The sequence below is a fragment of the Nocardioides sp. P4_G4 genome (assembly GCF_056401085.1).
The window spans coordinates 12,834-39,393 of the sequence record NZ_JBFUKA010000038.1 but is presented as its reverse complement, the minus strand read 5'-3'; the positions used below and the strand labels follow the sequence as shown (position 1 = coordinate 39,393).

Genomic DNA, 26,560 nt, shown 5'->3' with positions numbered 1-26,560 from the left:
GTGCCCGCTCCGGCCCCCGCGCCCGGCATGATCGACGGCATCCCCGCCGCCATCCTGGCCGCGACCGGGCCCGAGGGCCCGCCGCCGCCGAGGCCGCGACGTCCCGTCGGGGCGACCGCCCCGGCCTCGGAGGACACCGGTTCCCTGCACGACACCACCGAGCCCGACCCGGCGTTCATGGAGCGCATCCTCGAGGGCGGCCACACGACCATCCACCCCCCGGCAGTTGCGGAGGCGACGGCGGCAGCAGCGCCCGAGGCCGACGACCACGACGGCGCCACCGTCCACCGACCCGACCCCACGTCCCACCTGCGTCACGGCACCCTCGAGACCGTGCTCGCGGTCAGCTGCCCGCAGGGCCACCTGACGTCGCCGTCGCTCCCCTCGTGCCGGGTGTGCCACCAACGCATCGCGCCCCAGGAGCCCCGACGGGTGACGCGCCCGACGCTCGGCGGGCTGCGACTGCCCACGGGGGAGGTCGTCCCGCTGGACCGTGGCGTCGTGCTCGGCCGCAAGCCCGCCCCGTTGGAGGGCACCAGCGACTGGCCCCACCTGGTGCACCTGCCCTCCGACCACACCTTCGTCTCGCGCATGCACCTGCACATCGAGCTGGACGGCTGGCAGGTCCTCGCCCGCGACCTCGACTCGCGGGGTGGCACCATGCTCACCGTGCCCGGACGCGACCCTGAACGCATGCGCGCCGGCGAGGCCTACGTCCTCGAGCCCGGCACCTCGCTGGACCTCGCGGAGGTCTACGAGGTGCGCTTCGAGTCCGGCCCGGCGGCGGCCACGGTGGGCGAGCGGTGAGCGCGCCGGTCATCCCGGGGTTCCAGTTCATCGAGCACCTCGGCAGCGGTGGGTTCGCCGACGTCTTCCTCTACGAGCAGCAGTGGCCGCGACAGCGCGTCGCCGTCAAGGTCGTGCGCCCCGACGTACCCCTCAACGACCGCGAGAAGCAGCTCTTYACCGCCGAGGCCAACGCGATGGCGAGGCTCGCCGACCATCCCTACATCGTCTCGGTGATCACCGCCGGGGTGACCCAGGACGGTGGCCGCCCCTACCTGGTGATGCGCTACTGCCCGCCGCCCGACCTCGGCATCCGGGTGCGGTCCAACCCGATGCCGGTGGTCGACGCCGTGTCGACGGGGATCAAGCTGGCCAGCGCGATCGAGACCGCGCACCGCTCGGGCATCCTGCACCGGGACATCAAGCCGAGCAACGTGCTCGTGACGACCTACCACGAGCCCGCGCTCACCGACTTCGGCATCGCGGGCCACATGGCCGACATCGAGGGCGAGAGCGACGTCCGGATCTCCTACCCGTGGTCGCCCCCCGAGCTGCTCGACGGCCGGTCCAACGGGTCGGTCGCCTCGGACGTCTACTCCCTCGGGGCCACGATCTGGCACCTCCTGGTGGGCCGCTCGCCGTTCTCGATCCCCTCCGGGGACAACTCCACCCGGGCCCTGAGCGCCCGCATCCTGCACGCCGCTCCCCCGGCCACCCAGCGTCCCGACGTTCCCCCCGCCCTGGACCGGCTCCTCCAGCAGTGCCTGGCCAAGCAGCCCGCGCACCGGCCCCAGAGTGCCCTCGAGCTGGCCCGCAGCCTCCAGCAGATCGAGTCCGCCGCGGGATGGTCGCGCACGGCGGTGGCCGTCGAGGGCGACCGTCCCGACACCTCGGTGCGCACGGTCGCCCCCGAGCCGGAGGAGGACCGGACGGTCATGAAGGCCGTCACCGTCATCTCCGCGTCGGGTCCGCGCCGGATCGCGTCGGCGCAGGCTGACCAGGAGGCCGCTGAGGACGAGCGGCCGCGCGGCGCGGCCGGGATCGTGTGGGCCGTCGCCGGCGTCGTCGCCGTCGCCGCGGCCGTGGGCGCGCTCCTGCTGCAGGGCGGCGAGCGGTCCGACGACCCGGAGGTGCGCACCCCTGCGCCCACGCCGTCGGAGACCACCCCCTCCGACCTGATCCCCCAGGGCCTCGGCTCCGCCCCGTCGGTCACGGGCACCCGGACCGCGGCCGGCGTCGTCTTCCGCTGGCAGACACGCGACGAGCTCGAGCCGGGTGACACCTGGGTGTGGCAGCGCCTCGACTCCGGCGGCGTCCAGCGCACCGAGCGCAACCAGGTGCTCGTCCGCACTCCGGACGAGGTCTGCGTGGAGGTCCGCCTCGTGCGCGGTGGCGACGAGTCGCCCGCCAGCAACGAGTGCGTCCCCGCCGGCTGAGCCGACGGGGACGCCCTTCAGTGGGTGCGGTGGAGCACCGGGGTCAGTCGTCCTCCCAGTCGCGGCGCGGGCCCGTGGCGGCGTCCTGCTCCGGCGAGGACATCCGGCTCGAGGCCCACAGCGAGACCACGGCGGTCACCGCGAGAGTGCCCACGATCACCACCAGCGACAACCAGATCGGGATCTCCGGGGCCCACGAGATGGGCTCGCCGCCGTTGATGAACGGCAGCTCGTTCTCGTGCATGGCGTGCAGGATCAGCTTGACGCCGATGAAGGCCAGCAGGAACGCGAGGCCGTAGGACAGGTAGATCAGGCGCTGCAGCAGGCCGCCGATGAGGAAGTAGAGCTGGCGCAGTCCCATCAGCGCGAAGATGTTGGCCGTGAGCACCAGGTAGGGCTCCTTGGTGATCCCGAAGATCGCCGGGATCGAGTCCAGGGCGAAGAGCAGGTCGGTGGTGCCGAGGGTGATGATCACGATGAAGAGCGGCGTGATGAGGCGCTTGCCGTCCTCGTGCGTGAAGATGCTCCGGCCGTGCCACTCCTTGGTGGCGGGGAAGCGCTTCTCCACCCACGCGACGAGGCGGTTCTCCTCGAACTCGTCGTCCTCGTCCTCCGCGCCCTCCTTGGCCAGCTTGACGGCCGTGTAGATCAGGAAGAGGCCGAAGAGGTAGAACACCCAGCTGAAGTTGTTGATGGCTGCAGCGCCGACGAAGATGAAGATCGCGCGCATCACGAGCGCCATCACGATGCCCACCATCAGCGCGTACTGCTGCAGCTCCCGCGGCACCGCGAACTTGCTCATGATGATGATGAAGATGAACAGGTTGTCGATCGACAGCGAGTACTCGACCAGCCAGCCGGAGTAGAACTCCAGCGCATACGTGCCGCCCGCGGCGTACCAGACGCCCAGGCCGAACAGCAGCGCGAGGCCGACGTAGATCGACAGGTAGGTCGCGCACTCCTTCATGCTCGGCTCGTGCGGGCGACGACCGACGACGGCCAGGTCGAAGGTGAAGATGACGACGGTCACCGCGAAGGTGGCGATCCAGACCCAGGTGGGTACGTCCACGAGGTTGCTCCTCAGGAGGGGTTGGGGGGTGTACGGCACCGGCACCGCGCCGGGCGGTCAAGCCGGAGGTCTCTTCCGCTCCGCGGCCGTGGGCCGCAGGGGCCGATGGCACCGGGAGCGAGGAAGTACTCGCGCCGTACTGACGACACCACCGCGGGGGAATACTCCCCTCCTGGTGGGCACAGTCTGTCACGCACGGACTGCCCCGGTCGAACCGTCCGCTCAGCGGCCGCCGTACGGCGCGCCGAGCGCGGCGAGGCGCGCAGCGCCTCCGTCCACGGCCGTGAGGACCCAGGCACCGGTCGGGGTGAGGGTGAAGGTGTGCTCGAAGTGGGCCGCCATGGAGCCGTCGCTCGTGGCGACCGTCCACTCGTCCTCGAGGAGGTCGGTCTCCTTGCTCCCCAGCGTCACCATCGGCTCCACCGCCAGCGCGAGACCCTCGACGAGGGTGGGCCCCTTGCCGCGCTTGCCGTAGTTGGGGACGTTGGGGGCCATGTGCATCTCGGTGCCGATGCCGTGGCCGGTGTAGTCCTCGAGGATGCCGTAGCGGCCCTCGCCCCGGACGTAGTGCTCGATGGCGTGGCCGATGTCGCTCACCCGGCCGCCGAGGTGGGCGGCCGTGAGGCCCCGCCACAGTGCCTCCTCCGTGACCCGGAGCAGCTCCAGGGTCTCGGGGACGACCTCGCCGACGGGCACGGTGATCGCGGCGTCGCCGTGCCAGCCCTCGACGATGGCCCCGCAGTCGATCGAGACCACGTCGCCGTCGCGCAGGACGCGGTCGCCCGGGATGCCGTGCACGACCTCGTCGTTGACCGAGGCGCAGATGGTCGCCGGGAAGGGCGGGTGGCTGTAGCCCTTGAACGACGGGATGCCGCCGTGGTCCCGGATGTGGGTCTCGGCGAGGCGGTCGAGCTCACCCGTGGTCACACCCGGAGCGGCCGCGTCGCGCAGCAGGTCGAGGGTGCGACCGACGAGCAGTCCGCTCACCCGCATCTTCTCGATCTGGGCCGGTGTCTTGATCTCCAGGCCGCGGTTGGCGAACACCACAGGCCCCGGGGTCAGCTCTGGGGTACGACGTCGAGCGCGTCGAAGATGCGGTGGGTGACCTCGTCGACCTCGCCGAGGCCGTCGACCTCGATCAGGAGTCCGCGGTCGCGGTAGACCTCGATGAGCGGGGCCGTCTCCTCGCCGTAGATCTCCTGCCGGCGACGGATGACCTCAGCGGTGTCGTCGGCACGACCCTCGGTCTCGGCGCGCTGGAGGAGCCGCTGCACGACCTCCTCCCGGTCGACCGTCAGCACCACGACCGCGTCGAGGGCGTGACCGGTGTGCTTGATCATCCCGTCGAGCTCCTCGACCTGCGCGAGCGTGCGCGGGTAGCCGTCCAGCATGAAGCCGGGGTCGGCGTCGGGCTCGTCGATGCGGTTGCGCACCATGAGGTTGGTGACTTCGTCGGGGACGTATTCCCCCGCGTCCATGTACCGCTTGGCCTTGACACCGAGCTCGGTTCCCCGCGAGACGTTGGCGCGGAAGATGTCACCGGTGGAGATCGCAGGGATCCCGAAGTGCTCGGCGATGAACTTGGCCTGGGTGCCCTTGCCGGCGCCGGGGGGCCCCATGATGATCAGCCTCATTAACGCAGGAACCCTTCGTAGTTGCGCTGCTGGAGCTGGCTCTCGATCTGCTTCACCGTGTCCAGCGCGACACCCACCATGATGAGGATCGAGGTGCCGCCGAACGGGAAGTTCTGGTTCGCGTTGATCAGCGCGAAGGCGATCAGGGGCACCAACGCGAGGGTGCCGAGGTAGAGCGCTCCGGGGAACGTGATGCGGGACAGGACGTAGGACAGGTAGTCCTCGGTCGGCTTGCCCGCCCGGATCCCGGGGATGAAGCCGCCGTACTTCTTCATGTTGTCCGCGACCTCCGTGGGGTTGAAGGTGATCGAGACGTAGAAGTAGGTGAAGAAGATGATCAGGCAGAAGTAGACCGCCATGTAGAGCGGGTGGTCACCGCCCACGAGGTAGCGGTTGATCCAGGAGATGACCGGCGACGAGCTGGTCTGGTTGAACTGCACGGCCATCGCGGGCAGGTAGAGCAGCGAGGACGCGAAGATCACCGGGATGATGCCGGCCTGGTTGACCTTGAGCGGGATGTACGTCGAGGACCCGCCGAACATCTTGCGACCCACCATCCGCCGGGCGTACTGCACGGGGATGCGGCGCTGTGCCTGCTCGATGAAGATGACGGCCGCGACCAGCACCAGCCCGATGACCATCACCAGGCCGAAGACCCACCAGCCCTGGGACTGCTGGACCTGCCAGAGGGAGCCCGGGAAGGTGGCGACGACCTGGGTGAAGATCAGGATCGACATGCCGTTGCCGATGCCGCGGTCGGTGATGAGCTCACCAAGCCACATGATGACGGCCGTGCCGGCGGTCATGGTGAGCACCATGGTCAGGAAGGTCGCGGTCCCGTCGCTGTGCAGCAGCTCGCGGTTGCACCCCTGGAGCAGGTTGCCCGAGCGCGCCAGCGCGACGATGCCGGTCGCCTGCAGCAGCGCGAGGCCCAGCGTCAGGTAGCGGGTGTACTGGGTGATCTTCGTCTGGCCCGCCTGGCCCTCCTTCTTCAGCGCCTCGAGCCGCGGGATGACCACGACGAGCAGCTGCAGGATGATGCTGGCGGTGATGTAGGGCATGATCCCCAGCGCGAAGATCGTCAGCTGGAGCAGTGCGCCACCCGAGAACAGGTTGACGAGCTGGTAGAGGCCGTTGGACTCGACGTCACTGAGACACGCCTGGACGTTGGCGACGTTGACGCCCGGCGTGGGGACCTGGGAGCCGAGCCGGAAGATCGTGACGATCAGCAGGACGAACAGCAGCTTGCGCCGCAGGTCCGGCGTGCGGAAAGCGTTGGCGAACGCGCCTAGCACAGGATCGGCCTTTCGGTTACTGGTGCCGTGACAGGGTCTGTTCCCCGTCGCGGCGGACAAGGCCTCCACACACCTGCGTGGAGGCCCGGGGAAGCCTAACAGTCGCCTGTCGAAGTCATGCCCCGGTGAACGATGAGGCCCGGCCCGACAGTTCCCACTGCCAGGCCGGGCCTGTGTACGTCATGCGTGAGGGATGGACCTCAGAGCACCGTGGTGGTGCCGCCGGCGGCCTCGATCTTCTCCTTGGCGGAGCCCGAGAACGCATCGGCGGAGACCTGCACGGCCACCGAGATGTCGCCCTGGCCGAGCACCTTGACGGGCTGGCCCTTGCGGACCGCGCCCTTGGTGACCAGGTCCTCGACCGAGACGGCGCCACCCTGGGGGAAGAGCTCGTTCAGCTTGTCGAGGTTGACGACCTGGAACTCCACCTTGAACGGGTTCTTGAACCCCTTCAGCTTGGGGAGCCGCATGTGGATCGGCATCTGGCCACCCTCGAACGCGACGGGGACCTGGTACCGGGCCTTGGTGCCCTTGGTACCGCGACCCGACGTCTTGCCCTTGGAGCCCTCACCGCGACCCACGCGGGTCTTGGCGGTCTTGGAGCCGGGAGCCGGCCGGAGGTGGTGCAGCTTGAGCGTCATCAGTCGACCTCCTCGACCGTCACGAGGTGACGGACTGTGTTGACCATGCCCCGGATCTCCGGGCGGTCTTCCTTGACGACCACGTCGCCGATCCGCTTGAGACCGAGCGACCGCAGGGTCTCGCGCTGGTTGGCCTTGAGACCGACCAGTCCGCGCTTCTGCTGGACCTTGAGCTGTGCCATCAGGAGGACACCCCCGAAGCGGCCGCCGCAGCGGCCTCCTCGCGACCGGCCTCACGGGCCTTCAGGATCGCAGCCGGGGTGACGTCCTCGACCCGCTTGCCGCGGCGAGCCGCCACGGCCTCGGGCTCCTCCAGCATGCGCAGCGCCTCGACGGTCGCGTGCACGATGTTGATCTGGTTCGACGAGCCGAGCGACTTGCTCAGCACGTCGTGGATGCCGGCGCACTCGAGCACGGCGCGCACCGGGCCACCGGCGATGACGCCGGTACCGGGGGACGCCGGGCGCAGCAGGACGACGCCCGCTGCCTTCTCGCCCTGGACCGGGTGCGGGATGGTGCCCTGGATGCGGGGGACCTTGAAGAAGTGCTTCTTGGCCTCCTCGACACCCTTGGCGATCGCCGCGGGAACTTCCTTTGCCTTGCCGTAGCCGACGCCGACCAGACCATCGCCGTCACCCACGATCACGAGGGCGGTGAAGCTGAAGCGACGACCACCCTTCACGACCTTGGCGACTCGGTTGATCGCAACGACGCGCTCGATGTAGGCGGTCTTCTCAGCACCCTGGCCCCGACCATTGTCGCGTCCGCGACGGTCGTTGCCCTGGCGCTCGCCACCACGCTGTCCGCGCTGGGCTCCGCTCATGAGATTCTCCTCTTTCGAAAAACTGGTTCGACGGCGATCAGAACGACAGTCCGCCCTCACGGGCGGCGTCTGCGAGGGCCGCGATGCGACCGTGGTACTTGTTGCCGGCGCGGTCGAAGACGACTGCGGCGACACCCTGGGCCTTGGCACGCTCGGCAACCAGCTCGCCGACCTTCTTGGCCTTGGCGGTCTTGTCACCCTGAGCGGCGCGCACGTCGGCCTCCATGGTGGAGGCGTAGGCGAGCGTCGCACCCTGCAGGTCGTCGACGACCTGCACCGTGAGGTGCTTGGCCGACTTGGTGACGACGAGGCGCGGGCGCTCCGCGGTGCCGGAGACGCGCTTGCGGCCCCGGACCTGACGACGCAGGCGCGACTTGACGCGTGCAGCCGTGTGCTTGTTGTTGGACAGTGAGATCGCCATGGTTACTTACCGGCCTTTCCGACCTTGCGGCGGATGTGCTCGCCGGAGTAGCGAACGCCCTTGCCCTTGTAGGGCTCCGGCTTCCGCAGCTTGCGGATCTTGGCCGCGACCTCGCCGACGAGCTGCTTGTCGATGCCGACGACGCCGAGCTTGGTCGGGCCCTCGGTGGTGAACGTGATGCCCTCGGGGGCGTCGAACACGATCGGGTGGCTGTAGCCGAGCTGGAACTCGAGCTGCGTGGGGCCCTTGGGCAGCACGCGGTAACCCACGCCCACGATCTCGAGCTTCTTCTCGTAGCCATCGGTCACACCAACGACCATGTTGTGGATCAGGGTGCGGGTCAGACCGTGGAGCGAACGGCTCTCACGCTCGTCGTTGGGTCGGGTCACCTGGAGGACGCCGTCCTCGTTGGCCACCGTGATGGGCTGGGCCACGGTGTGGCTCAGGGTGCCCTTGGGGCCCTTGACGGTCACCAGCGCGTCGTCGATTGCGACGTCGACACCGGACGGGACCGTGATGGGGAGCTTGCCAATGCGCGACATGCTTCTCTATCTCCTTCTTGGTCTCAGAGGTCCGGGGTCACCAGACGTAGGCGAGGACTTCGCCGCCCACGCCCTTCTGGTTCGCCTGACGGTCGGTGAGCAGGCCCTGGCTGGTCGAGATGATCGCGACGCCGAGTCCGCCGAGCACCTTGGGAAGACCCGTGTGCTTGGCGTAGACCCGCAGACCGGGCTTGCTGATGCGGCGCACGCCAGCGATGGAACGCTCGCGGTTGCGGCCGTACTTCAGGGTGACGGTCAGCGTCTTGCCGACCTCGCCCTCGGAAGGCTCCTTGACGTCGAACGACGTGATGTAGCCCTCCTGCTGGAGGATCTCGGCGAGGCCGGCCTTCATCTTGCTGTAAGGCATCGACACCTCGTCGTGGAACGCCTGGTTGGCGTTGCGCAGACGCGTGAGCATGTCTGCGATCGGGTCAGTCATCGTCATGGCCGTGAGGCCCTTTCTCCACCGTGGTTTCGCGTCTGCATCTCAGACGCGACCTGCAGCGATCGTTTTAGAAGGGGTGAGGAAGGAGGACAGGTCACCAGGAGGACTTGGTCACGCCGGGCAGCTCGCCCCGGTGCGCCATCTCCCGCAGGCAGATGCGGCAGAGCCCGAACTTGCGGTAGACCGCCTTCGGACGGCCGCAGCGCTGGCAGCGGGTGTAGCCGCGCACCGCGAACTTGGGCTTGCGGGCGGCCTTGACCTTGAGCGCAGTCTTCGCCATGTCAGTTCTCCTTGAACGGGAAGCCGAGCTGCTTGAGCAGCGCGCGACCCTCGTCGTCGGTGGTCGCGGTGGTCACGACGGTGATGTCCATGCCTCGCGACCGGTCGATCTTGTCCTGGTCGATCTCGTGGAACATGACCTGCTCGGTCAGACCGAAGGTGTAGTTGCCGCGGCCGTCGAACTGCTTGGGCGAGAGCCCACGGAAATCGCGGATGCGGGGCAGCGCCAGCGAGAGCAGGCGGTCGAGGAACTCCCACATGCGGTCGCCGCGCAGCGTGACGTGCGCACCGATCGGCATGCCCTCGCGCAGCTTGAACTGCGCGATGGACTTGCGGGCCTTGGTCACCGACGGCTTCTGACCGGTGATCGCGGTGAGGTCGCGGATCGCGCCCTCGATCAGCTTGGAGTCGCGAGCAGCCTCGCCGACACCCATGTTGACCACGATCTTGGTCAGGCCGGGGACCTGCATGACGTTCTTGATGTCGAACTCGGACTGCAGCGCGGGGATGATCTCCTCGCGGTAGCGGGTCTTGAGACGCGGGGTGACCTTCTCGGTGGTCTCGGTCATCTCAGATCTCCTTCCCGGTCTTGCGCGAGATGCGCACGGAGCGCTCCGCGGAGTACGTCGAGCCGTCCGGACGACGCTTGGTGACCTCGTCGCGACGGAAGCCGACGCGGGTGACGTCGTCACCCTCGACCAGCATCACGTTGCTGACGTGGATCGGCGCCTCGGCGGTGATGATGCCGCCGGTGTTGCCGCCCTGGACCGCCTTGGTGTGGCGCTTGACGCGGTTGACACCCTCGACGACCACCCGCTGCTCCTCACGGAGCACCGTGATGACCTTGCCCTGGGCACCCTTGTCCTTGCCGGCGATGACCTTGACGGTGTCGCCCTTCTTGATGTTCATGCTGTTCTTACCCATCTCTCACAACACCTCCGGGGCGAGCGAGATGATCTTCATGAAGCGCTTCTCGCGCAGCTCGCGACCGACGGGGCCGAAGATGCGGGTACCGCGGGGCTCTCCGTCGTTCTTGAGGATGACGGCAGCGTTCTCGTCGAAGCGGATGTAGGAACCGTCGGCACGACGGCGCTCCTTGACGGTGCGCACGATGACGGCCTTGACGACGTCGCCCTTCTTGACGTTGCCACCGGGGATCGCGTCCTTGACGGTGGCGACGATGACGTCACCGATGCCGGCGTAGCGACGGCCCGAGCCACCGAGAACACGGATGCACAGGATCTCCTTCGCACCGGTGTTGTCGGCGACCTTGAGTCGCGACTCCTGCTGGATCATTGATTTCTCCTGGTTGTCGAGCTGGTTCTCGCCCCTCAGCGGGGAGCGAGCCTGGCCGAACTGATGTGTGGACGTTGAGCTGGAGGCCCGTCGGCCCGGGGGCCGGTGGGTCTCAGGTCACTTGGCCTTCTCGAGGACCTCGACCAGGCGCCAGCGCTTCGTGGCCGACAGCGGACGGGTCTCCATGATCAGGACCCGGTCGCCGATGCCGCACTGGTTCTCCTCGTCGTGGGCCTTGAGGCGCGAGGTCTTGCGCAGGACCTTGCCGTAGAGGGCGTGCTTCACACGGTCCTCGACGGTGACCACGATGGTCTTGTCCATCTTGTCGCTCACAACCAGGCCCTCGCGGACCTTGCGCGAGTTGCGCGGGGTGCTCTCGGTGGTCTCGCTCATGCGCTTGCCTCTTCAGTGCTCGTGCCCGGGGTGGCGCGGATGCCGAGCTCACGCTCGCGCACCACGGTGTAGATCCGGGCGATGTCCTTCTTGACCGTGCGGAGTCGGCCGTGGCTCTCGAGCTGGCCGGTGGCCGCCTGGAAGCGGAGGTTGAACAGCTCCTCCTTGGCCTCCCGCAGCTTGTCCTCGAGATCGACGGGGTTGAGCTCGTCGAGCTCGTGGGCGTTCAGCTTGCTTGTTGCCATCAGAATTCACCTGCCTCGCGGGAGACGAACCGGCACTTCATCGGGAGCTTGTGCATCGCGCGGCGCATGGCCTCGCGAGCAGTGCCCTCGTCGACACCGGAAAGTTCGAACATGACGCGGCCGGGCTTGACGTTGGCAACCCACCACTCGGGGGAACCCTTACCGGAACCCATGCGGGTCTCGGCAGGCTTCTTGGTCAGCGGACGGTCGGGGTAGATGTTGATCCACACCTTGCCGCCACGCTTGATGTGACGGGTCATGGCGATACGAGCCGACTCGATCTGTCGGTTCGTGACGTAGTGACCCTCGACCGCCTGGATGCCGAAGTCGCCGAAGGCGAGCTTCGTGCCACCCTTGGCCGCACCGGTCCGCTTGGGGTGGTGCTGCTTGCGGTGCTTGACACGACGGGGCATCAGCATGGTGGTCAGCTCTCCTGTCCGGTGGGAGCGGCCTCGCCGGCGCCCGCGGTCGCCTCGGCCGGAGCCTCGGTCGCGGGAGCGTCGGTGCGGTCGCCACGGGTGGGACGGTCGGCGCGCGAGCCACGGCTCGGACGCTCGCCGCCACGGGCGGGACGGTTGCTGCCGCCACGACCCGGCGCACCGGCGCGGGCAGCAGCCTGCGCCTGGCGCTCGGCCCGGGTGCCGGCGACCTCGCCCTTGTAGATCCAGACCTTCACGCCGATGCGGCCGAAGGTGGTCTTGGCCTCGTAGAAGCCGTAGTCGATGTCGGCACGCAGCGTGTGCAGCGGGACGCGGCCCTCGCGGTAGAACTCGGTGCGCGACATCTCGGCGCCGTTGAGACGACCCGAGCACTGGATCCGGATGCCCTTGGCACCGGAGCGCATCGAGGTCTGCATGGCCTTGCGCATGGCACGACGGAACTGCACGCGACCGGCGAGCTGCTCGGCAACTCCCTGGGCGACGAGCTGGGCGTCGATCTCGGGCTGCTTGACCTCGAGGATGTTGAGCTGCACCTGCTTGCCGGTGAGCTTCTCGAGCTCGCCGCGGATGCGGTCGGCCTCGGCGCCACGGCGACCGATGACGATGCCGGGACGCGCGGTGTGGATGTCGACCCGCACGCGGTCACGGGTGCGCTCGATCTCCACCTTCGAGATGCCGGCCYGCTCCATGCCCTTGGAGAGCAGCTTGCGGATCGCGACGTCCTCGCCGACGTACGACTTGTAGAGCTTGTCGGCGTACCAACGGCTCTTGTGGTCGGTCGAGATGCCGAGACGGAACCCGTTCGGGTTGATCTTCTGGCCCATCAGGCACCCCTTCCATTCTTCTTCACGGACTTGGCAGCGACGACCTCGGCCGGCTGCACCGCGAGAGTGATGTGGCTGGTGCGCTTGTTGATGCGGGTCGCTCGACCCTGCGCACGCGGACGCCAGCGCTTCATCGTCGGACCCTCGTCGACCATCGCGACCGAGACGACCAGGTCGTCGGTGGCGAGGCCCTCGGTGGTGCCGGCGTTGGCGACGGCGCTCTCCAGCACCTTGTAGACGGTCTCGGAGGCGGCCTGCGGCGCGAACTGCAGCAGGGCCAGGGCCTCGTCAACGGGAAGACCGCGGACCATGTCGACGACACGGCGAGCCTTCATGGGGGTGATGCGCACGTAGCGGGCGGCCGCGTAGGCACCCGGCTGGTCACCCAGCAGGGTCTCGCGGCGGGCGCTCGTGCGCCTGCGCTCGGTGACACTCATCGACGCTTCCCCTTCCGGTCTTCCTTGACGTGACCCTTGTAGGTGCGGGTCGGTGCGAACTCACCGAGCTTGTGACCGACCATCGAGTCGGTGACGAACACGGGAACGTGCTTGCGACCGTCGTGCACGGCGATGGTGTGGCCGATCATGTCGGGCACGATCATCGACCGGCGCGACCAGGTCTTGATGACGTTGTGGCTGCCCTTCTCGTTCTCGGCGTCCACCTTCTTCTGAAGGTGGTCGTCGATGAAGGGGCCCTTCTTCAGGCTGCGAGGCATGTCGGTTACTTCCTACCCTTGCCGGACTTGCGACGACGAATGATCTGGGAGTCGGACGCCTTGCGCTTGCGCGTGCGGCCCTCCGGCTGTCCCCAGGGCGACACCGGGTGGCGACCACCGGACGTCTTGCCCTCACCACCACCGTGCGGGTGGTCGACCGGGTTCATGACGACACCACGGACGGTCGGGCGCTTGCCCTTCCAGCGCATGCGGCCGGCCTTGCCCCAGTTGATGTTCGACTGCTCGGCGTTGCCGACCTCGCCCACCGTGGCGCGGCAGCGCACGTCGACGTACCGCATCTCGCCCGAAGGCATGCGGAGCGTGGCGCGGCTGCCCTCACGGGCGACGAGCTGGGCGGAGTTGCCGGCCGAGCGGGCGATCTTCGCACCGCCGCCGGGACGCAGCTCCACACAGTGGATCGTCGTACCGACGGGGATGTTGCGCAGCGGCAGGTTGTTGCCCGGCTTGATGTCGGCGTTGGGGCCCGACTCGACCGCGGTGCCCTGCGTCAGGTCCTTCGGCGCCACGATGTAGCGCTTCTCGCCGTCGGCGTAGTGCAGCAGCGCGATGCGCGCGGTGCGGTTGGGGTCGTACTCGATGTGAGCGACCTTGGCCGGCACGCCGTCCTTGTCATAGCGACGGAAGTCGATGATGCGGTAGGCCCGCTTGTGACCGCCACCCTGGTGCCGGGTGGTGATCCGGCCCTGGTTGTTGCGGCCGCCCTTCTTGGGCAGCGGACGCGTCAGCGACTTCTCCGGCGTGGTCCGGGTGATCTCGACGAAGTCGGCCACCGAGGAGCCGCGACGGCCCGGGGTGGTCGGCTTGTACTTGCGGATTGCCATGTGTGATCAGTCCTATTCCGGCGGTCAGCCGACCTGGCCGAAGATGTCGATGCGGTGACCCTCAGCCAGGCTGACGATGGCGCGCTTGGTGTTGGCGCGCTTGCCGAGCCCGGTGCGGGTGCGGCGGGTCTTGCCCTGGCGGTTGATCGTGTTGACCGAGGTCACCTTGACGTTGAAGACCTTCTCGACCGCGATCTTGATCTCGGTCTTGTTGGCGTCCGGACGGACGATGAAGGTGTACTTGTTGGCGTCGAGGAGCCCGTAGCTCTTCTCGGAGACGACCGGCGCGATCAGGATGTCGCGGTGGTCCTTGTGCAGGGTGCTCACTTGTCGTCCTCCTGGGCCTGGGAGCTGCTCGCGGTGCCGTTCACGAAGGCGTCGTAGGCGCCCTGCGTGAAGACCACGTCGTCGGAAGCCAGCACGTCGTAGGTGTTGAGCTGGTCGACGGCGACGATGTGCACCTGCTGCGCGTTGCGCAGCGAGAGCCAGGTCAGCGCGTCGGAGCGCTCGAGCACCACGAGGAAGCGCACCCGGTCGCTGAGCGTGGCCAGCGAGGTGAGGGCGAGCTTGGTCGACGGCTTGTCACCGGAGACCAGGCCGTCCACGACGTGGATGCGACCGTTGCGGGCCCGGTCCGAGAGGGCACCGCGCAGGGCGGCGGCCTTCATCTTCTTGGGCGTGCGCTGGTCGTAGTCGCGCGGCTTGGGGCCGTGCACGACGCCACCACCGGCGAACTGGGGAGCGCGGGTCGAGCCCTGACGGGCGCGGCCGGTGCCCTTCTGCTTGTAGGGCTTGCGGCCACCACCGCGCACCTCCCCACGACGCTTGGTGCTGTGGGTGCCCTGGCGGGCCGCAGCCTGCTGGGCCACCACAACCTGGTGGATCAGGGGGACGTTGATCTCGACGCCGAAGATGTCGGCGGGGAAGTCAACCTTGACGGTCTTGACAGCCATGCTCAGGCCTCCTGCGTCTGCTTGGCAGCCGAGCGGATGACCACGAGGCCGCCGCGGGGGCCGGGAACGGCACCCTTCAGCAGGATCAGGCCCTTCTCGGCGTCGACGGCGTGGACCGTGACGTTCTGGGTCGTGACGGTGTCATTACCCATGCGCCCCGACATGCGCGTGCCCTTGAAGACACGACCCGGCGTGGCGCAGGCACCGATCGAGCCCGGCTTGCGGTGGTTGCGGTGGGCACCGTGGGAGGCACCGACACCGGAGAAGCCGTGACGCTTCATGGTTCCGGCGAAGCCCTTGCCCTTGCTGGTGCCGGTCACGTCGATCTCGTCGCCGGCCGCGAAGAGCTCGGGAGAGAGCTCCTGGCCCACGGAGTACGACGCGGCGTCGGCGGTGCGGATCTCCACGACGTGACGACGCGGGGTCACCCCGGCCTTGCCGAAGTGGCCGGCCTCAGGCTTGTTGACCTTGCGGGCCTCGATCTCGCCGAACGAGACCTGGATGGCGTTGTAGCCATCCACCTCGGGCGAGCGGACCTGGGTCACGACGTTGGTCGCCGCAGCGATCACGGTCACGGGGACGACGATGTTGTTCTCGTCCCAGAGCTGGGTCATGCCGAGCTTGGTGCCCAGCAGTCCCTTGACATTGCGTTCAAAAGTTCCGGTCATCGCAGATACCTCAGAGCTTGATCTCGATGTCGACACCGGCAGGCAGGTCGAGGCGCATGAGCGAGTCGACAGTCTTCGGCGTGGGGTCGATGATGTCGATGAGGCGCTTGTGGGTGCGCATCTCGAAGTGCTCGCGCGAGTCCTTGTACTTGTGCGGCGAGCGGATGACGCAGAACACGTTCTTCTCGGTCGGCAGCGGCACCGGGCCGGCGACCTTCGCACCCGTGCGGGTGACGGTGTCCACGATCTTGCGCGCCGAGGTGTCGATCACCTCGTGGTCATAGGCCTTGAGCCTGATGCGGATCTTCTGTCCCGCCATAGGTCTCTCTCGTCCTTATCGATCTCGTACCCCCGCCAGGGAGGTACCGCGTTCGGTCCTGTTTTCACGACACGGCCTCGTCGGGTGAGGCCGCACCGCCTGTCTCTCCACCACCCCTCCGCCGACCCCCGCGGTCGGGCGTGTCGCCTATCTTTCGGGCGACACGAGACGCGAGTCTCGATGGTGTTGCGGGTGGCACCCGACCGGTTCGTCGGGCTCATCGCGTCCCCTCCAGATGACCGAGCCGGTGCGGCGCACGCAGAGCACTGAGGTCGATCCGGGAGACGCGATTCAGTGATCAATGTGGTGCCGCATCCGCGCAGCTGGTCTGGTGGGACCCGTCGGAGCAACCTGGATATCTTGGCAGAGATCCGCAGGTGCGCCAAATCGGACCGACGCCGGGCTCCGGAGAGCACTCGAGGACCGTACGCCGGACGGCGCGCACCGGGACCTGACAGGATTGGGCCACTCACGAGACGGGGGTCCGATGACCGAGCAGTTCCCGCCGCCCGGGTCCTCCCGGCCGCAGCCGCCACCGGCGGGCAGCGCTCCGTCGTCCCCCCACCCGTCGTGGTCGCCGGCCCCGCCGCCGGGGATGCTCGGGGCCGCCCACAAGCCCGGCGCGGTGCCACTGCGTCCGCTGTCGCTGTCGGACATGTACGACGCGGCCTTCCGCATCATCCGCTTCAACCCCACGGCCACCGTCGGTTCCGCCGTCCTGGTCGCGGCCGTGGCGATGGCGATCCCGGTCGTCGTGACGGCGTTCCTCACCCTGGCCCTCGATCTCTCGCTGACGGTCGACGACACGGGCGACGTGGCTGGCGACGTCTCGGGCCTCGTCGGCTCGATCGGGTCCCTGGGGCTGGGGTCGGTGCTCCAGACCATCGGGCTGATCCTGGTCGGCGGCATGATCGCGCACGTGGTGGCCGCCGCCGCGATCGGCCGCCGGCTCACCCTCGAGCAGGCCTGGACGGCCACGCGCGGCAAGCGCTGGCGGCTCGTGGGGCTGACGGTCACCCTCGGGCTGGCGCTGGTGCTGCTCTTCGTGCTCTACGCGCTGACCTGGCTCCCGGTCGTGCTGGCCGCGGACGGGTGGGAGGGGCCGGTCGTCTACGGCCTCGTCAGTGTCCCGCTCTTCCTGTCGTTCCTCGTGTGGTTCTGGGTGCGCCTCTACTACCTCCCGGTGCCCGCCCTGATGCTCGAGCCGGTCGGGGTCTTCGGGGCCATCGGTCGCGGCTACCGGTTGACCCGGGGCGCGTTCTGGCGCACCTTCGGCATCGCCCTGCTCACGGTGGTCGTCGCACAGGCAGCCGGGGCGGTGCTGGCCATCCCGTTCGGCTTCCTCGCCCAGGGGGCGCTGCTGGGGGGCCTGCCCAGCGAGTCTGGCGTGCTCGTCGTGATCGTCGGCCAGGCGATCGCCTCGGTGGTGACCGCCGCCTTCGTGGCCCCCTTCACGACGGCCGTGACGGCCCTGCAGTACCTCGACCTGCGGATGCGCACGGAGGGCCACGACATCACCCTCATGCAGCAGGCCGRGATCCTCGGCACGTGATCCGGCGGTTGCTCACGGAGCCGCCCCTCGTCCCCGCTCCGGACGAGGGGCGATCGCTGCTGCGCCGTGAGCTGCTGCGCCCCGACTACCGCGAGGACGACGTCCTGGGACGGCTGCTGGCGGAGCTGCGGCGCGCGATCCTCCGCACGCTCGACGCCGCCTCGTCGGCACCGCCGCTCACCACCTTCTTCGCGATGCTCGTGGGTCTGGGGCTGGTCCTGGTCCTGCTCTGGCTGGTGACGCGCACCCGGGCCACCCGCGCCGTCCAGCAGGCCACGACGCCCGCGGTCCCGGACGGGACGCTCACGGCGGACGAGTGGCGCTCGCGGGCCGAGTCGGCCTGCTCCGCCGGGGACCACGGCACGGCGCTGGTCGACGGCTTCCGGGCGCTGGCCGTGCGCCAGGTGGAGCTCGGTCTGCTCGACGACGCCCCGGGAGCCACCGCGCACGAGCTGGGCCTGGCGCTGCGGGCACTGCACCCCGGCCGCGAGGAGCAGGTGGACGAGGGCGCCCGGCTCTTCGACCTGGTGCTGTACGGCGACCGGTCGGCCACCGCCGAGCAGGCCCGGTCGGTGCTGGCGCTCGACGACGAGCTGGCGCGTGCCCGGTGAGGCGCTGGTGGCAGCGGCACCGCGCGGGCGCGCTCATCGGCGCCGGCACCCTGGTCACCCTGCTGGTGGCGGTGCTGCTCGGCAGCGGCGCCCGCACGACAGGAACCCACGACCCCGACAACCCCGAGGGCACCGGGGCGCAGGCGGTGGCCCGGGTGCTCGCCGACCAGGGCGTGGAGGTCGAGGTGGTCCGCTCGGCCGCCGCCCTCGAGGACACGCCCGTCGACGGCGGCACCACGGTGCTCGTCACCTCCCCCGACAACCTCGGGCGCAGCACGGCCCGGCGGCTGCTGGCGCACGCGGCCGCAGCCACCGTCGTGGTCGCCGACCCAGGGCCCGGAGCGGTCGACGCGCTGGGGATCGACGTGGACGGCTCGACCACCGTCCCGGGCGGCCCCCGTGCGGCCGCCTGCACCGACGCCGGGCTCGACGTCCTGCGCGGCCTCGCCGTGGACGTGGACCGGGCGACCGCGTGGCCCACCACCGCCGGCTGCTTCGGCGGCCCGGGCGGCTGGTGGCTCGCCTCGGCGGACGACGGGCTGCTGCTCCTCGGCGCGCCCGGCGTCCTGGAGAACGAGCAGGTCCTGCGGGCCGACAACGCCACCGTCGCGCTGCGGCTCCTGGGCCAGCAGGACCGGCTGGTCTGGTACGTCCCTGACCTGGCCGACCTCGGTGCGGACGACGGCGTGAGCCTGCGCAGCCTGCTTCCTCCGTGGCTGCTGCCGGCCGTCTGGCTGACCGGCCTGACCATGGTGGCGGTGGCCTGGTGGCGCGGCCGACGCCTCGGTCCGCTCGCCACCGAGCCCCTCCCGGTGACCGTCCGGGCCCTCGAGACCACCCATGCGCGGGGTCGGCTCTACCGGGACGCTGGCGACCGGGAGCACGCCGTACGGGCGCTTCGGCAGCGCAGCCGGTCGGCGGCCGCCGACCACCTCCGGCTGCCCGTCCACGACACGGACACGCTGGTGCGCGACGTGGCACGTGCCCTGGGCCGCCGCACCGACGAGGTGGCCGCCCTGCTCGACGACACAGCTCCCCCACCCCGCACCGACGACGAACTCATCCACCTGGCCGGCTCGCTGGCCGAGCTCGACAGAGAGGTACGTGCCACATGACCGCAGCACCCATCGGACCCACGGGGGCCGAGGAGGCCCGCGCCCGGCTGGCCGCCGTCCGCAGCGAGGTGGCCAAGGCGGTCGTCGGCCAGGACGCGGCCGTGTCGGGGCTGCTCGTCGCACTGCTGTGCGGCGGGCACGTGCTGCTGGAAGGCGTGCCCGGGGTGGCCAAGACACTGCTGGTGCGCACCCTGGCCGCGGCCCTCGACGTCGGCACGAAACGGGTCCAGTTCACTCCCGACCTGATGCCCGGCGACATCACCGGGTCGATGGTCATCGAGGGACGCGCCGGGGAGCTCGCGTTCCGCGAGGGTCCGCTGTTCACCCACCTGCTGCTGGCCGACGAGATCAATCGGACGCCCCCCAAGACGCAGTCCGCCCTGCTCGAGGCCATGGAGGAGGGCCAGGTCTCCGTGGACGGCGTGTCCCGGCCCCTGCCCTCGCCCTTCCTCGTCGCCGCCACCCAGAACCCGGTCGAGTACGAGGGCACCTACCCCCTGCCCGAGGCGCAGCTGGACCGCTTCCTGCTCAAGCTGGTGCTGCCGATCCCCGACCGGGAAGCCGAGCTGGAGATCCTGCGCCGCCACGCCGCCGGCTTCGACCCCCGCGACATCGCGGCCTCCGGCGTCGTTGCCGTCGCCGGGCCGGCGGACATCGTCGCCGGGCAGGCCGCGGTCCGCGAGGTGCAGGTCTCCGCGGAGGTCACCGGGTACGTCGTCGACATCGCCCGCRCCACCCGCGAGTCGCCGTCGCTCTCGCTCGGGGTGTCCCCGCGCGGTGCCACCGCGCTGCTCCGGGCGGCGAGGGCGTGGGCGTGGCTGACCGGGCGCGACTTCGTGACCCCCGACGACGTGAAGGCCCTCGCCCACGCCACGCTCGTGCACCGCCTCGGCCTGCGCCCCGAGGCCGAGCTCGAGGGCGTCGACGTCGACGCGGTGCTCGCCTCCGCGCTCGGCTCGGTCGCGGTGCCGCGCTGACGACGGCCGCCAGCTGATGACCCTCACCGGACGCGTCCCCCTCCTGCTGCTCATCGGGCTCGTGCCCGTCGTGCTGCGCCCCGCCATGGGCACGGTGTGGACGTGGCTGCTGCTGGTCGCGCTGGTCACGGCCGTCGACTGGCTGCTCGCGCCGCGGCCCTCGTCGCTCGAGGTCACCCGTCGCCCCCCGGTCACCGTGCGCACCGGGTCGCCGGCGACCTCCCGCCTCACCGTCACCACCGCCGGTCGAGCGGTCCGCGGCCTGGTCCGCGACGCCTGGCAGCCCAGCGCCGGAGCCACCGACAACCGGCACCGCGTGGTGCTGCGCCCCGGCTCCCGGACCGTGCTCACCACGCCGCTGCTGCCCACGCGACGCGGCGACCTGCGCGCCGTGGGCGTCACCGTGCGCCTGATCGGACCCCTCGGGCTCGCCTGCCGTCAGACCACCCTGGACGTGCCCGGCACCGTGAGGTCGCTGCCGAGCTTCGAGTCCCGCAAGCACCTGCCGTCGCGGCTGGCCCGGCTGCGCGACCTCGACGGGCGCGCGGCCGTCCGCGTACGGGGCCAGGGCACCGAGTTCGACTCGCTTCGCGAGTACGTCCGGGGCGACGACGTGCGCTCCATCGACTGGCGTGCCACCGCCCGCAACCGCTCCGTCGTCGTCCGCACCTGGCAGCCCGAGAGGGACCGGCGGGTCGTGCTCGTCCTGGACACGTCCCGGGTCTCCGCCGGCCGCGTGGGCGACGTGCCGCGCCTCGACTCGGCGATGGACGCCGCCCTCCTGCTGGCCGCCCTTGCGGCGCGGGCCGGGGACCGCGTGGACCTCCTCGCCGGCGACCGCACGGTCCGGGCGCGCGTGCGGGCCGCGGGCGCCCGGGACATCGCCGCCCGCCTGCAGGAGGCGATGGCCGACCTCGAGCCGGTCATCGCCGAGGCCGACTGGTCGGCGCTGGCCGGCGAGGTCACCCGGCTCGGTCGGCAGCGGGCGCTCGTGGTGCTGCTGACCCCGCTCGAGCCCGCGTCGGTCTACGAGGGCCTCCTGCCGGTGCTGCCGACCCTCGTCCGTCACCACCGCGTCGTCGTCGCGTCGGTGCAGGACCCCGCCCTCGGCGACCTCGTGGACGAGCGAGGATCGCTCGACGAGGTGTACGCCGCCGCTGCCGCGTCGCAGGTCCTCGAGGAGCGCGAGCGTGCGGCCAGGGTCCTGGGGGCGATCGGGGTCCACGTGCTCGACGCGGACGCCGAGCGGTTGCCGCCGGCCCTGGCCGACCACTACCTCTCCCTGAAGGCGCGCGGCCTGCTCTGAGGCACGACCGCCCGGGGTCAGGCCTGGGTGGCGACCCGGTCCTCGAGGAGCGCGGCGTCCACGTCGCCGGTGTGGCCGCGGAGCACGGCGTTGCGACCGACCACGAAGACGTACGCCAGGAAGGCCAGCTCGGCGAGGATCCCGATGCCCACCCGCGCCCAGGTCGGCAGCGGGGAGGGGGTCACGAAGCCCTCGATGAYGCCGCTGACCGCGAGCACCACGACCAGGCCGAGCGCCACCGTCCCGGCCGTGCGCCCCTCGCGCGCGAGCGACTGGGCGCGCGAGAGCGTCCCCGGCTCGATCCACGACCAGAAGAGGCGCAGCCCCACTCCCCCGGCGACGAAGACCGCCGTCAGCTCGAGCAGCCCGTGCGGCAGGATCAGTCCCCAGAAGTGGGCGCCGTGGTCGTGGCGGGTCATGATCGAGCCGATCACGGCCAGGTTGGCGACGTTCTGGAACAACAGCCAGACCACCGGCGCCCCGAGGATGCCGAACCCGATGCACAGCGCCGACACCCACGCGTTGTTGATCCAGACCTGCGCGGCGAAGTGCGATGCGGCGTACTCGCTGTAGTAGCCCTCGAAGTCGTTGCGGACCAGCTGGTCCACCTCGTCGGGGGTGAGCAGCGACTGCTCGACGCCGGGGTTGCCGAGGAGCCACCACATCATCACGCCGGCGACCGCGACGTTGACGGCCAGGCAGCCCAGCCACCACCAGCGCAGCCGGTAGAGGGCCGCCGGGAAGCGCAGGGCGAAGAAGTCGCGCACCCCGCGCCAGGTGGTGGTCCTCGTGCCGACGGTGCGGTGCCGGGCCCGGGCGAGCATCGAGGACAGGTGCGCGATGAGGCCGGCGTCCGGTGCCGACGTGCGCACGACCGAGAGGTGCGTGGCGACCCGCTGGTAGAGCTCGACGAGCTCGTCGCTCTCGGCCCCGGTGAGTCGGCGTCGCCCGGCGAGCTCGTCGAGCCGCTGCCAGTCGGCCGAGTGCGTCACCACGTAGGCGTCGAGGTCCACGGCGTCACCCTATGCTGGCCGCGATGTCCGATCCGAGCTTTGCCAGCCTCACCGCCGACGACCACGTCACCGGCGAGGCGGTCGCGCTCGACCTCCCCCCGGCCAGCCTGGGAGCCCGCATGGTCTCCGGCCTCGTGGACGTGCTCGTGACGGTCCTGGCACTGGTGGCCACGATCTTCGTCTTCGGCATCGCGGCCCTGCAGTCCGACGCGGCGCTGGCGCACGTGGCCTACATCGGCACGCTGATCGCGGTCTTCCTGCTGCTGCCCACGACGGTGGAGACCCTCACCGGCGGCCGGTCGCTCGGCAAGCTGGCGATGCGGCTGCGCACGGTGCGCGACGACGCCGGCCCCATCAGCGCCCAGCATGCGTTCGTGCGGGCGCTCATCGGCTTCGTGGAGATCTACGTCTTCGTCGGCGTGCCCGCCTTCTTCTCCGCGATGCTCTCCACCAAGGGCAAGCGTCTGGGTGACTACGCCGCCGGCACCTACGTGGTCCGCAGCCGGGTCCGCCTCCAGCTCGCCCCGCCGGCCACGATGCCGCCCGGGCTGACCGCGTGGGCCCGGACCGCGGACATGGCGGCACTCCCGACCGGGCTCGCCCTGGCGGTGCGGCAGTACCTCGGCCGTCAGGCCACGCTCGACCCCCGCCACCGCGACGAGCTGGGGACCCGCCTGGCGCAGCAGGTCGCGACGTACGTCGCCCCACCGCCGCCGCCCGGCACCCCGGCGCACGACTACCTCGCCGCGGTCATCTCCTCGCGCCGCGAGCGCGACCTGGTGCGGCTGCGGCGCGACGCGGCGCTGCGGGAGCGACTGACCGCACGCCGGTGACACGTGCGGGGGCCCGGCGTACCGTCGTGGCATGGTGATCGGCCTGTTGGCCGTCGTCGCGTGCACGGCGATGCTCGGCCTGGTGGTGGGAGGGGCGTTGTACGCCGCCGCCCTGGGCCGCTTCGTGCAGCGGCACCGCCACCACGCGCCTCGGCCCGACGGTCGGCCCCTCGAACGGGTCGTCGCCGACCTGCACCGCATCCGCGCCGAGGTCCTGGCCCCCGTCCCGGGCACCAGCAAGGTGCGGCGTGACGCCACCCTCGCGGCGTACGACGACGTGCTCGCCGAGGCCTGCCGGGCGCTGGGCCTCCCCGACCACCTGACCGGGGTGCCCGCGGGTGCCGAGCGCGAGGCCGAACGGATGCACACCGAGTGGCGTCTCGAGCAGGCCGGCGTGCCGGTCAGCTCACCGCGCTGAGGCGGCCGTGGCGCCGACGGGCACCCGCGGGATCACCAGGCACGCCGCCGCCGCGAGCACGCACAGCACTCCGGCCGTGAGCCAGGCCCCGAAGTAGTCGCCGCGCCACTCACGGATCCAGCCCGCTAAGCTGGCCGCGACCCCGGCGCCGACCATGTGCGCCGCGAAGACCCAGCCGAAGACGACCGCCGCCCGCTCGGCGCCGAAGTGCTGGCGGCACAGGGCGACGGTCGGCGGGACGGTGGCCACCCAGTCGAGGCCGTAGAACAGGATGAAGACGAACAGGCTGGGCTGGACGTGCGGCCCCAGGAGCCACGGCACCGCGAGCAGCGACAGTCCTCGGAAGAAGTAGTAGCCGCACAGCAGGTAGCGCGAGTCGACCCGGTCGGTGAGCCACCCGCTGCCGATCGTGCCGGCGATGTCGAAGATGCCGATGAGCGCCAGCAGGGAGGCACTCGTCGTGGCCGGCATGCCGTGGTCGTGGGCGGCCGGGATGAAGTGGGTGCCGATCAGCCCGTTGGTGGACCAGCCGCAGATCCAGAACGTGCCGAAGAGGATCCAGAAGGTGCGGCTCGAGGAGCTCTCCCGCAGGGTGCGGACCGCGACGGTGGCAGCCCCCACGTCCGGGTCCCGCAGCGGCACCGGGTCGGGCTCCGAGCCGGTCCCGGGGACGGCGCCGTACGCCGTGGTGCCGACGTCGGAGGGCCGGTCACGCAGCAGCCACAGCACGAGGGGCACGAGCGCCAGCGCGAAGAGGGTGACCAGGCCCGCGGCCCAGCGCCAGCCGGGTCCCTCCGCGAGGCGCGCGATCGCCGGCAGGAAGACCAGCTGGCCGGTCGAGCTGGCCGCCGAGAAGACCCCGATCACCAGGCCGCGGTGGCGCACGAACCACCGGTTGGCGACGATCGCGCCGAAGACCAGGGCCAGCGCCCCGGCGCCGGTCCCGACCGCGAAGCCCCACAGCAGCCACAGCTGCCACGGACTCGTCATGACCAGGGTCAGGCCGGAGCCGAGGGCGACGAGGGTCAGCGCGGCGGCGACCACGCGACGTACACCGAAGCGCTCCATCAGTGCGGCCGCGAAGGGCGCGGTGAGGCCGTAGACGATGAGGTTGAGGCTGACCGCCCCGCTCGTCGTGGCCCGCGACCAGCCGAACTCCTCCTCCAGCGGCACCAGCAGGGCCCCGGTCGAGGACCGGAAGCCCGCTGCGGCGACCAGCGCGGCCATGGTGATGCCGGCGACCCACCAGGCCTGGTGGATGCGGGGTCGCGTCCGGGTGGCGGTGGTGGTCACCCGCTGAACCCTAGGTCCCTCGGAGCGCGGCGGCCCTCGATGTCCGGCCGACCTGCATCGGGATCCTGCCGACTCAGGTGGTGCGGGTGTAGGTGAGGTCCGCAATGTCGCGGTGCTTGTCAAGGCCCTTGCGCTCGAAGCGGGTCACCGGGCGGTCCGCCCAGCGCTCCACCCGACCTCCGGTCAGGAGCGGCTCGGCGTCGAGGACCTCGACCATCTGGTCGGCGTAGTCGGCCCAGTCGGTCGCCAGCCGCCAGTGCGCGCCGGGCGCGAGCCGGCCGGCGACCAGGGCCGCGTTGGACGGGGTCACGAAGCGGCGCTTGTGGTGCTTGGTCTTGTGCCACGGGTCGGGGAAGAACGTCCAGAGCTCGCTGATGCTGCCCGGGCCGAGCAGGTGCTCGATCGACCAGACGGCGTCGACACCGCAGAAGCGCACGTTGTCGGCTCCTGCCTCGGCCACCCGCCACAGGCCGTCGGCGATGCCGGGGCGCCACACCTCGAAGGCGAGCACGTTGACGTCGGGGCGTGCGGCGGCCAGCGCGGCCGTGGCCTCGCCGACCCCCGAGCCGATCTCGACGACCAGCGGGGCGTCGCGGTCCGACCACCACGACCGGAGGTCGAAGTCCGGCCGGTCGACCGCCTCGTCGGGGATCACCCAGTCGGCCTGGTGTGCGGACCAGCCCTCGGCCTGGCGCGGGGTGAAGCGGCTCCCCCGTCGCGAATAGGTGAGCACCTCGCGCATGCGCCGACCGTCGTCGGTGAGCTTGTGGTGGGGGCGGGCGGGGCGCTCGGGCTCCCGGGGCGACTCGGACACGCGCCCATCCTCCCAGCCGAGGACCCGACCGCTACGGGCGGCCTCACGGCTAGATTCGTGCGGGTGGACGTGAGCCCCTCCCCCGCCGGCCGGCGCGCACCGAGCACCCCTCGCCCGCACGACGACGTCCTGGTCCACCTCCGCGCCGCGCGCGACCACGCCGACCAGCACTTCGCCGAACCGCTGGACCTCGCCCAGCTCGCTGCCGTGGCCGGCATCTCGCGCTGGCACTTCCAGCGCCTCTTCGCCCTGACCTACGGGCTCAGCCCCGCGGCGTACCCCTCGCAGCGGCGCATCGAGCGCGCCCAGGACCTGTTGCGGGCGACCAACCTGACGGTCACCGAGGTCTGCCACGCCGTCGGCTTCAGCAGCCTCGGCTCCTTCAGCACACGCTTCCGCGACCTCACGGGCGAGACTCCGAGCGCCTTCCAGCGTCGCTACGCCGCCTCGGGGGCGCCGCACATCCCCGGCTGCTACATCTTCATGTGGGGCCTGGCCGAGCGCCACCCGGACGGTTCCGCAAGCCAGGAGAAGCCAGGGACAGGTCCGTCGACCTAGCGTC

At 70.6% G+C, this 26,560-nt stretch carries 38 protein-coding genes; 10 read left to right on the top strand and 28 right to left on the bottom strand.

The features are described from left to right. On the top strand, positions 1-807 hold an 807-nt coding region (locus tag AC1DQF_RS10715; protein ID WP_477525204.1), incomplete at its 5' end, for an FHA domain-containing protein. Next, complete coding sequence (locus tag AC1DQF_RS10710) at positions 804-2,222, top strand: serine/threonine-protein kinase (RefSeq protein ID WP_477525203.1); 1,419 nt, start codon at positions 804-806, stop codon at positions 2,220-2,222. The genes AC1DQF_RS10715 and AC1DQF_RS10710, both read left to right, overlap by 4 nt. Positions 2,223-2,265: 43 nt before the next feature. On the opposite strand, the gene AC1DQF_RS10705 is transcribed toward AC1DQF_RS10710, so the two are convergent. The 25 genes from AC1DQF_RS10705 to rpsJ all read right to left on the bottom strand — a co-directional run bounded on the left by AC1DQF_RS10705 (position 2,266) and on the right by rpsJ (position 16,066). After that, positions 2,266-3,291 (bottom strand): TerC family protein, encoded by a 1,026-nt coding sequence (locus AC1DQF_RS10705; RefSeq protein WP_477525202.1) that lies wholly within the window; start codon positions 3,289-3,291, stop codon positions 2,266-2,268. A gap of 222 nt (positions 3,292-3,513) precedes the next feature. Beyond that, a complete protein-coding gene (gene map / locus AC1DQF_RS10700; RefSeq protein WP_477525201.1) occupies positions 3,514-4,335 on the bottom strand; it encodes a type I methionyl aminopeptidase in 822 nt (273 codons plus the stop codon). 14 nt (positions 4,336-4,349) lie between these two features. Next, a complete protein-coding gene (locus AC1DQF_RS10695) occupies positions 4,350-4,925 on the bottom strand; it encodes an adenylate kinase (protein WP_477525200.1) in 576 nt (191 codons plus the stop codon). Beyond that, positions 4,925-6,220: a preprotein translocase subunit SecY gene (gene secY / locus AC1DQF_RS10690; protein WP_477525199.1), complete on the bottom strand. Its 1,296-nt coding sequence runs from the start codon at positions 6,218-6,220 to the stop codon at positions 4,925-4,927. Before secY ends, AC1DQF_RS10695 begins: the two co-directional genes overlap by 1 nt. A gap of 200 nt (positions 6,221-6,420) precedes the next feature. Further along, positions 6,421-6,861 (bottom strand): 50S ribosomal protein L15, encoded by a 441-nt coding sequence (gene rplO / locus AC1DQF_RS10685; RefSeq protein WP_477525198.1) that lies wholly within the window; start codon positions 6,859-6,861, stop codon positions 6,421-6,423. After that, the gene (rpmD, locus tag AC1DQF_RS10680) at positions 6,861-7,043 is read right to left on the bottom strand and encodes a 50S ribosomal protein L30 (RefSeq protein ID WP_056887130.1); all 183 of its coding nucleotides are present in this window, start codon (positions 7,041-7,043) and stop codon (positions 6,861-6,863) included. The genes rplO and rpmD overlap by 1 nt, the downstream gene beginning before the upstream one ends. Beyond that, positions 7,043-7,684 carry a 30S ribosomal protein S5 gene (rpsE, locus tag AC1DQF_RS10675; protein ID WP_477525197.1) on the bottom strand — a complete coding sequence of 214 codons (642 nt, stop codon included), beginning with the start codon at positions 7,682-7,684 and terminating at the stop codon, positions 7,043-7,045. Before rpsE ends, rpmD begins: the two co-directional genes overlap by 1 nt. Before the next feature lie 37 nt (positions 7,685-7,721). After that, on the bottom strand, positions 7,722-8,105 hold the full coding sequence (gene rplR / locus AC1DQF_RS10670) for a 50S ribosomal protein L18 (RefSeq protein ID WP_477525196.1): 384 nt from the start codon (positions 8,103-8,105) through the stop codon (positions 7,722-7,724). Between the two features lie 2 nt (positions 8,106-8,107). Next, the gene (rplF, locus tag AC1DQF_RS10665; protein WP_477525195.1) at positions 8,108-8,647 is read right to left on the bottom strand and encodes a 50S ribosomal protein L6; all 540 of its coding nucleotides are present in this window, start codon (positions 8,645-8,647) and stop codon (positions 8,108-8,110) included. 37 nt (positions 8,648-8,684) lie between these two features. Then, on the bottom strand, positions 8,685-9,092 hold the full coding sequence (rpsH, locus tag AC1DQF_RS10660; protein WP_056927026.1) for a 30S ribosomal protein S8: 408 nt from the start codon (positions 9,090-9,092) through the stop codon (positions 8,685-8,687). Positions 9,093-9,186: 94 nt separating this feature from the next. Beyond that, the gene (locus AC1DQF_RS10655; RefSeq protein ID WP_011757321.1) at positions 9,187-9,372 is read right to left on the bottom strand and encodes a type Z 30S ribosomal protein S14; all 186 of its coding nucleotides are present in this window, start codon (positions 9,370-9,372) and stop codon (positions 9,187-9,189) included. Between the two features lies 1 nt (position 9,373). Then, positions 9,374-9,940, bottom strand: coding sequence for a 50S ribosomal protein L5 (gene rplE / locus AC1DQF_RS10650; RefSeq protein ID WP_477525194.1), 567 nt, complete (start codon positions 9,938-9,940; stop codon positions 9,374-9,376). Position 9,941: 1 nt separating this feature from the next. Next, positions 9,942-10,295 carry a 50S ribosomal protein L24 gene (rplX, locus tag AC1DQF_RS10645; protein WP_477525193.1) on the bottom strand — a complete coding sequence of 118 codons (354 nt, stop codon included), beginning with the start codon at positions 10,293-10,295 and terminating at the stop codon, positions 9,942-9,944. 3 nt (positions 10,296-10,298) lie between these two features. Beyond that, on the bottom strand, positions 10,299-10,667 hold the full coding sequence (rplN, locus tag AC1DQF_RS10640; RefSeq protein ID WP_056887123.1) for a 50S ribosomal protein L14: 369 nt from the start codon (positions 10,665-10,667) through the stop codon (positions 10,299-10,301). A gap of 117 nt (positions 10,668-10,784) precedes the next feature. Beyond that, positions 10,785-11,060 carry a 30S ribosomal protein S17 gene (gene rpsQ / locus AC1DQF_RS10635; RefSeq protein WP_477525192.1) on the bottom strand — a complete coding sequence of 92 codons (276 nt, stop codon included), beginning with the start codon at positions 11,058-11,060 and terminating at the stop codon, positions 10,785-10,787. Next, the gene (gene rpmC, locus AC1DQF_RS10630) at positions 11,057-11,305 is read right to left on the bottom strand and encodes a 50S ribosomal protein L29 (protein ID WP_056927022.1); all 249 of its coding nucleotides are present in this window, start codon (positions 11,303-11,305) and stop codon (positions 11,057-11,059) included. The genes rpsQ and rpmC overlap by 4 nt, the downstream gene beginning before the upstream one ends. Beyond that, positions 11,305-11,724 (bottom strand): 50S ribosomal protein L16, encoded by a 420-nt coding sequence (gene rplP, locus AC1DQF_RS10625; protein WP_107771905.1) that lies wholly within the window; start codon positions 11,722-11,724, stop codon positions 11,305-11,307. Before rplP ends, rpmC begins: the two co-directional genes overlap by 1 nt. Positions 11,725-11,729: 5 nt before the next feature. Further along, positions 11,730-12,569, bottom strand: coding sequence for a 30S ribosomal protein S3 (rpsC, locus tag AC1DQF_RS10620; protein WP_477525191.1), 840 nt, complete (start codon positions 12,567-12,569; stop codon positions 11,730-11,732). Continuing rightward, complete coding sequence (rplV, locus tag AC1DQF_RS10615; RefSeq protein WP_477525190.1) at positions 12,569-13,006, bottom strand: 50S ribosomal protein L22; 438 nt, start codon at positions 13,004-13,006, stop codon at positions 12,569-12,571. The genes rpsC and rplV overlap by 1 nt, the downstream gene beginning before the upstream one ends. Continuing rightward, positions 13,003-13,284 (bottom strand): 30S ribosomal protein S19, encoded by a 282-nt coding sequence (gene rpsS / locus AC1DQF_RS10610; RefSeq protein WP_166317100.1) that lies wholly within the window; start codon positions 13,282-13,284, stop codon positions 13,003-13,005. The genes rplV and rpsS overlap by 4 nt, the downstream gene beginning before the upstream one ends. Positions 13,285-13,289: 5 nt before the next feature. Further along, the gene (rplB, locus tag AC1DQF_RS10605; RefSeq protein ID WP_477525189.1) at positions 13,290-14,126 is read right to left on the bottom strand and encodes a 50S ribosomal protein L2; all 837 of its coding nucleotides are present in this window, start codon (positions 14,124-14,126) and stop codon (positions 13,290-13,292) included. 24 nt (positions 14,127-14,150) lie between these two features. Further along, positions 14,151-14,453: a 50S ribosomal protein L23 gene (gene rplW, locus AC1DQF_RS10600; RefSeq protein ID WP_056887115.1), complete on the bottom strand. Its 303-nt coding sequence runs from the start codon at positions 14,451-14,453 to the stop codon at positions 14,151-14,153. After that, the gene (gene rplD, locus AC1DQF_RS10595; protein WP_477525188.1) at positions 14,450-15,079 is read right to left on the bottom strand and encodes a 50S ribosomal protein L4; all 630 of its coding nucleotides are present in this window, start codon (positions 15,077-15,079) and stop codon (positions 14,450-14,452) included. The genes rplW and rplD overlap by 4 nt, the downstream gene beginning before the upstream one ends. A 2-nt stretch (positions 15,080-15,081) precedes the next feature. Next, on the bottom strand, positions 15,082-15,747 hold the full coding sequence (gene rplC, locus AC1DQF_RS10590) for a 50S ribosomal protein L3 (RefSeq protein WP_477525187.1): 666 nt from the start codon (positions 15,745-15,747) through the stop codon (positions 15,082-15,084). A 10-nt stretch (positions 15,748-15,757) separates the two neighbouring features. Then, complete coding sequence (rpsJ, locus tag AC1DQF_RS10585; RefSeq protein ID WP_007078637.1) at positions 15,758-16,066, bottom strand: 30S ribosomal protein S10; 309 nt, start codon at positions 16,064-16,066, stop codon at positions 15,758-15,760. Positions 16,067-16,553: 487 nt separating this feature from the next. On the opposite strand from rpsJ, the gene AC1DQF_RS10580 reads away from it, so the two are divergent. Genes AC1DQF_RS10580 through AC1DQF_RS10560 form a run of 5 tightly spaced genes read left to right on the top strand, consistent with a single transcriptional unit; the run spans position 16,554 to position 21,627 of the window. Further along, a complete protein-coding gene (locus AC1DQF_RS10580) occupies positions 16,554-17,618 on the top strand; it encodes a hypothetical protein (RefSeq protein WP_477525186.1) in 1,065 nt (354 codons plus the stop codon). After that, complete coding sequence (locus AC1DQF_RS10575) at positions 17,615-18,229, top strand: DUF4129 domain-containing protein (RefSeq protein ID WP_477525185.1); 615 nt, start codon at positions 17,615-17,617, stop codon at positions 18,227-18,229. Before AC1DQF_RS10580 ends, AC1DQF_RS10575 begins: the two co-directional genes overlap by 4 nt. Continuing rightward, on the top strand, positions 18,226-19,344 hold the full coding sequence (locus AC1DQF_RS10570; protein WP_477525184.1) for a DUF4350 domain-containing protein: 1,119 nt from the start codon (positions 18,226-18,228) through the stop codon (positions 19,342-19,344). Before AC1DQF_RS10575 ends, AC1DQF_RS10570 begins: the two co-directional genes overlap by 4 nt. Then, a complete protein-coding gene (locus tag AC1DQF_RS10565; RefSeq protein ID WP_477525183.1) occupies positions 19,341-20,321 on the top strand; it encodes an AAA family ATPase in 981 nt (326 codons plus the stop codon). The genes AC1DQF_RS10570 and AC1DQF_RS10565 overlap by 4 nt, the downstream gene beginning before the upstream one ends. A 16-nt stretch (positions 20,322-20,337) precedes the next feature. Then, positions 20,338-21,627, top strand: coding sequence for a DUF58 domain-containing protein (locus AC1DQF_RS10560; RefSeq protein ID WP_477525182.1), 1,290 nt, complete (start codon positions 20,338-20,340; stop codon positions 21,625-21,627). Between the two features lie 17 nt (positions 21,628-21,644). On the opposite strand, the gene AC1DQF_RS10555 is transcribed toward AC1DQF_RS10560, so the two are convergent. Further along, the gene (locus AC1DQF_RS10555; RefSeq protein ID WP_477525181.1) at positions 21,645-22,640 is read right to left on the bottom strand and encodes a stage II sporulation protein M; all 996 of its coding nucleotides are present in this window, start codon (positions 22,638-22,640) and stop codon (positions 21,645-21,647) included. A gap of 23 nt (positions 22,641-22,663) precedes the next feature. Here AC1DQF_RS10555 and AC1DQF_RS10550 point away from each other — a divergent pair, with 23 nt between their 5' ends. Together AC1DQF_RS10550 and AC1DQF_RS10545 are read left to right on the top strand one after the other, a co-directional pair. Further along, a complete protein-coding gene (locus tag AC1DQF_RS10550) occupies positions 22,664-23,473 on the top strand; it encodes an RDD family protein (protein ID WP_477525180.1) in 810 nt (269 codons plus the stop codon). A 31-nt stretch (positions 23,474-23,504) separates the two neighbouring features. After that, a complete protein-coding gene (locus AC1DQF_RS10545) occupies positions 23,505-23,891 on the top strand; it encodes a hypothetical protein (protein WP_477525179.1) in 387 nt (128 codons plus the stop codon). Here AC1DQF_RS10545 and AC1DQF_RS10540 read toward each other — a convergent pair. Both AC1DQF_RS10540 and trmB read right to left on the bottom strand, forming a co-directional pair. Next, entirely contained in the window at positions 23,880-25,184 is a 1,305-nt protein-coding gene (locus AC1DQF_RS10540; RefSeq protein ID WP_477525178.1) for an MFS transporter, read from the bottom strand. The genes AC1DQF_RS10545 and AC1DQF_RS10540 overlap by 12 nt on opposite strands. Before the next feature lie 73 nt (positions 25,185-25,257). After that, the gene (gene trmB / locus AC1DQF_RS10535) at positions 25,258-25,998 is read right to left on the bottom strand and encodes a tRNA (guanine(46)-N(7))-methyltransferase TrmB (protein WP_477525177.1); all 741 of its coding nucleotides are present in this window, start codon (positions 25,996-25,998) and stop codon (positions 25,258-25,260) included. 63 nt (positions 25,999-26,061) lie between these two features. On the opposite strand from trmB, the gene AC1DQF_RS10530 reads away from it, so the two are divergent. Next, the gene (locus AC1DQF_RS10530; RefSeq protein ID WP_477525176.1) at positions 26,062-26,556 is read left to right on the top strand and encodes a helix-turn-helix domain-containing protein; all 495 of its coding nucleotides are present in this window, start codon (positions 26,062-26,064) and stop codon (positions 26,554-26,556) included. Positions 26,557-26,560 lie beyond the last annotated feature (4 nt).